Annotated in this window: 5 protein-coding genes; all 5 read left to right on the top strand. The window is 43.8% G+C overall.

What is annotated here, in order from left to right; genetic code table 11:
- Positions 1-111: 111 nt before the first annotated feature.
- Positions 112-2,400: a CHAT domain-containing protein gene (locus AB7D94_RS15260; protein ID WP_420266841.1), complete on the top strand. Its 2,289-nt coding sequence runs from the start codon at positions 112-114 to the stop codon at positions 2,398-2,400.
- 68 nt (positions 2,401-2,468) lie between these two features.
- On the top strand, positions 2,469-3,182 hold the full coding sequence (locus AB7D94_RS15255) for a DUF928 domain-containing protein (RefSeq protein ID WP_420266840.1): 714 nt from the start codon (positions 2,469-2,471) through the stop codon (positions 3,180-3,182).
- A 90-nt stretch (positions 3,183-3,272) separates the two neighbouring features.
- A complete protein-coding gene (locus AB7D94_RS15250) occupies positions 3,273-3,536 on the top strand; it encodes a hypothetical protein (protein ID WP_420266839.1) in 264 nt (87 codons plus the stop codon).
- Positions 3,514-3,864, top strand: coding sequence for a toxin-antitoxin system TumE family protein (locus AB7D94_RS15245; RefSeq protein ID WP_420266837.1), 351 nt, complete (start codon positions 3,514-3,516; stop codon positions 3,862-3,864). The genes AB7D94_RS15250 and AB7D94_RS15245 overlap by 23 nt, the downstream gene beginning before the upstream one ends.
- On the top strand, positions 3,861-7,496 hold the full coding sequence (locus tag AB7D94_RS15240) for a beta strand repeat-containing protein (protein ID WP_420266835.1): 3,636 nt from the start codon (positions 3,861-3,863) through the stop codon (positions 7,494-7,496). The genes AB7D94_RS15245 and AB7D94_RS15240 overlap by 4 nt, the downstream gene beginning before the upstream one ends.
- Positions 7,497-7,770: the final 274 nt, after the last annotated feature.

The following is a 7,770-nucleotide window of genomic DNA, read 5'->3' as shown; positions in this document are numbered from 1 at the left end:
TTCAAAAACCCTTTTATCAATAGGTGCAAATTTCTATATCGGAGCTTGGGCTTATCCTAAGTCTATACAAAATGTTCTTATGTCTTGTATAATAACCGCAGGGAACAGGAAATGGGATTAAAAGAAAGGCGCAAAGGACATAACGATATGAAATGCAATGTCGTTGTAATAGTTCTATTCGTAGTTATTCTGATACTTTCACACGCCGGAGCCTCACATGGGGATACCCTTAGAGATGGTATTAGGGCATATGAACTTGGAGATTTTACCGGCGCGATAGACGCCTTTGAAAAAGCGCTTGTAGAAAACCCGAAAGACCTGTCGGCAGAGGCTAATTGTCTTTTGTATCTGTCGAAGTCGTATTTATATGCTGGCCGGTTCGATAATGCCCTCGCTGTCTTAAATAAAATTCCCCCTATCATGGAAAAGTCTGAAAGTGAAGTACTGAAACAGGAGATGTTAAACGTTTATGGATTGATTTATATGGCAACCGGAGATTTCAATAAGGCCAATGAGTATTACGGGAGTGCCTTGCAAATTTCCGAAAGGCAGGGGATCAGGGCCGGGATACTTAACAACCTCGGAACCCTCCATGTGCTGATAAATTCTAAAGAAAAGGCCATGGAATTCTACGAATACGGGCTTCGTTTAAGCCGCATACAGACGGATGATCAAACGCTGCGCGCACAAATCCTTACAAACATAGCCGTCTTAAACATAAGCCAGAAAGAGGAATCGAAATCAGTTGAAAAATTAAAAGATGCATTGTTGATATTTCAGGGCGCTGCCAACAGCCATAAAAAAGTTGAGGGTCTTGTTAATGTAGCAAAGGCCTATATGTCTATGTCCGGCAAATCGAATATACATAATGCCTGTAGCGCGCTTGACGATGCCCAAACGGCGGCAGGTTTAATAGCCGACAACAATGCCCTTCCATATATTTATATATACAAGAGTAAACTTTACGAGGAACAACAGGACTACAAAAGCGCCCTGGTTTTGTTAAAAAAATCCCTTTATGCCGCTTCGATGTCAGCTCTAAAGGAATCAGTTTATATCACATACCGGCAGATGGGACGGATTTTTAGTAAAACAGGCAAGACGGACGACGCCATTACGGCCTATAGAGAGGCCGTGCGAGCAATTGAAAATGTTGGGTTGGACGCGTTTGTAAACTGTGCGCTCTGTGGTGGAAGTTTTTTTAAAACCGAAATAGAATCTGTATTCTATGAACTTGCAGAGGCCTTAATCGAAAGGGCGTCGAAGAAAGGCAGCCCATCCGAATCACAAAAAGACCTTTATGATGCCATAGATACGATAGAACAATTAAGGGCCGCTGAACTTAAAGATTATTTTAAAGACACCTGTATAGATATTCAAAAGGCCAAAGAATCCCGCCTTGATACGGTTTCTAAAAATACCGCCATCCTCTATGTGGTATCTTTTCCCGAAAAGTTGTACGTCTTAGTGAGTTTCCCCTCCGGCATAAAAAAATATATGGTTAACATTGCTTCTGACGATTACACTCAGGAGGTATTAACATTTCGCAGGCTTCTCGAAAAGCGCACCACTATGCAGTTTTTAGCACATGGACAGAGGCTCTATGATATATTGATAAGGCCGATCGAACAGGATTTGGCCCTTAATGAAACAGATACGATAGTGTACATACCTGACATGGCATTGAGAATGATTCCCCTTGGGGCATTACATGACGGCAAGGATTTTTTGATAAGAAAATATGCCGTTGCCGGCACAGTCGGTGTATTTTTAACCGATGCAGGGGCCTTCACGCAGAAAGACTCAAGGATGCTCGTAACGGCATTGACCGAACCGAGGCAAGGCCATGTGCCTCTGCCCTTTATTTCGGACGAGGTTAGGGGAATAGGACAAGAGTACAATTCAAGTTTACTGATGAACAAGGATTTTGTACTTCCCAATCTTAAAAACGAATTTAAGGACAAACAGTACAACATGCTTCATATGGCGTCTCATGGTGAGTTTACGGGAGATGCCGCTAAGGCGTTTATTGTTACGTGGGATGGTAAAATGACGATAAATGATTTGGAAACCCAAATAAAGGAGGGCCGCTACAGCGCGAAACCCATAGAGATACTGGCCTTAAGCGCGTGTGAGACTGCCGCTGGCGATGAGAAGGCCGCCCTTGGGCTTGCGGGTCTGTCTGTAAAAATGGGGGTTAAAAGCACAATCGCCTCCCTTTGGAGTGTAAATGACGAGGCGACATCCATACTGTTAGTGGATTTTTACAAGGAGCTGAAGACAAGCGGCGGACTTAAGGCAAAGGCCTTACGCAGGGCGCAGATGAATATGCTGGACGGCGAAAGATTCAGCCATCCTCTGTACTGGGCACCCTTTCTGTTAATTGGGAATTGGTTGTAATATATAGTGTGCGTTAGAGATAATCCCGGTCTGATTTATCAGCCGAAATTTAATTTTGGGAGGTTACGATGAAAAGTGTAGTGAGCAGATGTATATTCATGCCAGTTTTGCTGATAGCTGCAATATGTTCACCGTTAGTTCTGTATGGCGCGGACACTGAGAGTGATAAGTCTGGTGCTATCATCAAATATATACCGCCCAAGCTTGGGGCACCAAGCGTACGCACAGGGGGTGGAACAAGGGGCAATAGTGGAGACGCAATTGAATTAACTGTTCTCGCCCCGGCGCATACCGGACTAAGTTCAAAGACGCAGCCCTCTCTTTGCTGGTATATGTCAAAGGCGTCAAAATTAAAGATAGAAATCAGTATAAGTGAGACAAAGGCAGCAAGGCCGCTTTTGGAAAAAACCGCAGAAATTAACACCGGTGGAATCAACTGTGTAAATCTAAAAGAATATGGGGTAAGCCTTGCCGTGGGAACTGAATATAAGTGGTTTGTATCCGTGATTGGCAGTGAAGAGAATAGGTCGAAGGACATTGTAAGCGGCGGGGCAGTAATCGTGGCAGAACCATCGAAAGAGCTGGCGAATAAGCTATCGGCTTCAAAGGGCATTGAAAAAGTTGCCTTGTATGCGAAGGAGGGATATTGGTACGATTCGATAGAGGGTATCTCGAATTTAATAAAACAAGCCCCGAATGACAAAGGTTTAAGAGAGGTAAGGGCGTCCCTGTTAGAGCAGGCAGGGTTAAAAGAGGCCGCTGATATTGATAGGAAGATGTAAGATAACGTTTGCAATGTAAATTTAGGGCACGATGGGAAGAAATGGAAGCGCAGGAAATGCCGGCAATGTTACAATTACAGGAGGGTTGAGATGTTGACGATAAAAAAGAGCGATATTGCGGATGGTCTGCTTCTGGAATTGATGGCGGATATGCATGTGGTTAAAGATAAGATTGCGTATTTTGAGAAAAAATGCAATATGCAATATGAAGTATTTGAACAGGCAGTGAAAACCAGGCAAGAGGATTATCAGCAGTGGGACGATTATATTGAATGGAAGGCATACAGGCGCTTGTTTGAAGACATCAGCCATAAAATAAGTGATATAAAAAATGCTGATTTTGAAATTAATTAATGGCGCTGATTTCATAGCATCCTATGAAGTCATGGATTACAAGAAATGGGACAGGGGTTCTTACAGTAAGCTCAGAATTGTTTTTAATGACAGCTCTGTGCTGTTCGTGAGAGAGTATGTTGATGAACTTCAACGTGACTATTCCTTTCATTGGCAAAGTTCGGATGATGCTATGATCATAAGATGGGATAACGCTCCTCACTATAAAGAACTTCTGACTTTTCCGCACCACAAGCACATGGAAGGCAGTATAATTGAAAGCAGGGTTGTATCTTTAGAAGACGTTTTAACCCAAATCAAAGGGATGTTAAAGGATAAGAAGCCATGATTCATGCCAAAAGGGAGTCAAAGAAGATGCTCAGTCGTCTGCAACATGGTTTTAGTAACTATTTCAAAAAATACATTATAGGGATATTTTCGTGTCTGATCGCACTATTTAGTTATTCCACATCCGACTCTGCCATAATAACAGACGGTACGGTAGGCTGGGGTGGAACGTTAGTTGGCCCGAAATTTATCATTCCGGCGTCTATCGGAACAACTGTCGGCAACAACCTGTTTCAGAGCTTCAGCACGTTTAATATAATGACCGGTGAGAGCGCCACATTTACGGGTTCATCGAACATACAAAACGTAATAGCCCGCGTTACCGGCGGTTTGTCGTCTTCTATAGACGGCACACTGAGTTGCAGTATATCGGGGGCTAATCTATATTTAATAAATCCTGCCGGTGTGATATTTGGCAAAAACGCCACCCTTGACATAAAGGGGTCGTTTTACGTAAGCACGGCAGATTATCTAAAACTCTCAGACGGTGGAAGGTATGACGCGAAAACCCCGTCAAACTCAATATTAACGTCGGCCCCGCCGTCGGCCTTTGGCTTTTTGACAAGCAATCCTGCCGGTGTGACTGTAACCGGCGCCCTTCTTCAGGTACCCACGGGGAAGACGATTTCCATAGTCGCGGGAGACATAAACATAACAAACGGTTATCTCTACGCCCCCGGCGGGCAGATAAACCTTGCGAGTGTCGCCTCAACTGGTGAGGCATTAATGTCATCATCCGGTACAAATGTTGATGGATTTGCAGCCCTCGGCACAATCAATATAACTCAAACCGATTCAACCCGAAAGACAATAAACGGCATTACAATCGGCAACCTTGACGTCAGCAATCAAACAGGAGGCTCCGGCAGCATTTACATTAGAGGAGGGAAATTTGTTATTGATAATGGGCAGATTGTTGCCGATACGTATGGCGATACCAACGGCGGCGGGATTAATGTCAATATAACCGGCGATATGAGCATTACAAACGGCGGGCAGATAGAGGCTGGCACAGCAGGAAAGGGTAATGCCGGCAGTATTAATATTCAAACCAGTAATTTAAATCTTACTAGTGCTGGTCAAATTGTTAATCTATCCTCATCGGGAAGTACAGGAAACGTCGGTAACATTACGATAAAGGCATCAGATACTATTAATATAGACGGTGAAAGTGGAATATATAGTCAAACCTCAGGCCAAGGCAATGCCGGCAGTATAAGTATTGAAACAAATAATTTAAGTCTTACTAATTCTGGTGAAATCAGCACTTCGTCCATATCGGGAGGCACAGGGAAGGCTGGCGATATTACGATAAAGGCATCAGATACTATTAAGTTAGACGGTGAAAGTGGAATATATAGTCAAACATACGGTAAAGGTAATGCCGGCGCTATTAATATCGATACGAAAGATTTAACTATTGCCGGTGCTAGTGAAATTAATACGTCGGCCCGGTCGGGAAGCTCAGGCAACGCCGGCAATATTACTATAATAGCTTCAGATACTATTAATATATCCGGCTACTATGATGCCGGCGACGATGTCGTTTATTCAAGTGTGATAAGGAGTGAAACATACGGTAAAGGTAACGCCGGCAGTATTGATGTTCAAACAAAAAATTTGAGTATTACCAATACCGCCCTAATCAGCACCTCTGCACTGCCGGGAAGCTCAGGCAACGCCGGAGATATTACTATAAAGGCGTCAGGTTCCATTAATATATCCGGCTATTATGATACCGGAAACGATGGTATTTATTCAAGCGGGGTATATAGCGAAACATACGGTAAAGGTAACGCCGGCAGTATTAGTGTTGAAACAAATAATTTAAATATTACCGATCTTGGTACAATCACAACCACTGCAATGCCGGGAAGCACTGGCAGTGGCGGCAATATCAACATAAAGGCCTCAGATTTCATTAATATTGCCGGTCATTACGCTGTCAGCGGTGGTGTTTATTCAACCGGGATATATAGTGAAACATTCGGTCAGGGCAATGCCGGCAGTATTGATATTCAAACAAAAAACCTGACTCTTACCGATGTTGGTACAATTACTACCACATCACTATCAGGAAGCACTGGCAAAAGTGGCAATATTACGATAAAGGCCTCAGATTCTATTAATATTACCGGCTATTACGATGCCGGCGATGGCGCTTATGTAAGTGGGATATATAGTGAAACATTAGGGAAAGGCGATGCCGGCAGTATTAATATTGAAACAAGTAATTTAAATATTTCCGATGCCGGTAGAATTAGCACCACTGCAATGTCGGGAAGCACCGGCAGCGGCGGCAATATCAACATAAAGGCCTCAGATTTTATTAATATTACCGGCTATTACGCTGGCAGCGATGGTTTTTATTCAAGCGGGATATATAGCGAAACAGATGGTATAGGCAACGCTGGCAGTATCAACGTTGAAACAAGCAATTTGAATATTGCCAATACCGGGTTAATTACTACGACTGCCAGGCCGGGAAGCACCGGCAGTGGCGGCAATATCAACATAAAGGCTTCTGATACTGTTAATATATCGGGCTATTACGTTGGCAGCGATAGTTTCTATTCAAGCGGGATATATAGTGAAACATCCGGCAAAGGCAGTGCCGGCGGCATTAATATAGAAACGAACAATTTAAGTCTTACCAATGCCGGTACAATCAGCACTTCTGCTGATAGCGGAAGCACGGGGAATGCCGGCAATATTACGATAAATGCCTCGGATTCTATCTATATTTCCAATTATTTTGGCACCGGCAAAAATGTTTATTCAAACGGGATATTAAGCGACACATATGGCAGTGGCAAAGCCGGAGATATAACTATTTTGACAAATAATCTAACCCTCGTCAACGCCGGCAAAATCAGCACCTCGGCAGAGTCGGGAAGCACTGGCAGCGGCGGCAACATCAGTGTGCTGGCCTTAGGCTCAATTAATATATCAGGGTTTTACACCAATGGTTATGATGTATATCAAAGCGGGATTTACAGTGAGACAAACTCCAGCGGTAATGCCGGAGATGTCACGCTTCTAAGCCGTAATCTTTATATAGATGACAACGGATTAATTACGGCACGAAGCACCGGTACCGGCAACGCCGGCAACATTACGGTTAAAACGGCCGAAACGCTTCAGATGAATAACGGCGGCGACATAGCGACCTCCTCGAAATATACAACCGGAGGCAACATAGATATAGCCGCCGCGGACATACGCCTTTATAACGACAGCGGCATAACCTCAAACGTAAGCAAGGGAAAAGATAAGGGCGGCAACATTACAGTTACAGCAGGCACGCTCTGCTTGCTTGACAGCAGCGCAATCTCCGCGGACGCGGACACAGGATATGGCGGGGATATTACAATCAATGCCGGCACCGTATTTTTGTGGAGTCAGGAAAAGGCCCTGCACGCATCCTCGACTATCAGCGGGCAAAGTGGAACAATTACTATAAATTCACCGCTTACGGACATCTCCGGCTCTATGGTTGCACTGACCCCAAGGTATCTCGAAGCTGAAAAGCTGCTTCCGGAAAGCTGTGAGGCCAGAAGAAAAAGCAAAGGCTCGTTTGTAATCAGAGGATTGGGAAACCTCACCCCGTGGAATAGTAAGTTTTCTTTTTGATCATATCATTGGAAATCACGATATTTCTTTTTGCTGCGTCTTTGTATAAGATGGTAACCAGCCTATCCACTCATTGGTCACGGTAAATTTGTTCGCCATGATAAGTAAGAGGTAGTTGCTTAGATTGTTGTCATCCTTGTCCCTTTCCGTCATTCCGGCTTGCAGACTGTGTCACAATTACGTTAAATAATTCGTATTGAATTATCGATAATTATTGTCAAAAAGTTATTCCAAGTTGCAGACAAGAGACTGTACAACAAACCGTGTCATTCCT

It is taken from the genome of Candidatus Magnetominusculus dajiuhuensis (assembly GCF_046044395.1).
GTDB lineage: Bacteria > Nitrospirota > Thermodesulfovibrionia > Thermodesulfovibrionales > Magnetobacteriaceae > Magnetominusculus > Magnetominusculus dajiuhuensis.
The sequence above is the reverse complement of the archived record's forward strand: the minus strand, read 5'-3'. Positions and strand labels throughout refer to the sequence as shown.

Bases quoted from the DNA above. Each gene is read 5' to 3' on its own strand.
- AB7D94_RS15260 (WP_420266841.1), top strand. From the start codon at position 112: ATGGGATTAAAAGAAAGGCGCAAAGGACATAACGATATGAAATGCAAT.
- AB7D94_RS15255 (WP_420266840.1), top strand. From the start codon at position 2,469: ATGAAAAGTGTAGTGAGCAGATGTATATTCATGCCAGTTTTGCTGATA.
- AB7D94_RS15250 (WP_420266839.1), top strand. From the start codon at position 3,273: ATGTTGACGATAAAAAAGAGCGATATTGCGGATGGTCTGCTTCTGGAA.
- AB7D94_RS15245 (WP_420266837.1), top strand. From the start codon at position 3,514: ATGCTGATTTTGAAATTAATTAATGGCGCTGATTTCATAGCATCCTAT.
- AB7D94_RS15240 (WP_420266835.1), top strand. From the start codon at position 3,861: ATGATTCATGCCAAAAGGGAGTCAAAGAAGATGCTCAGTCGTCTGCAA.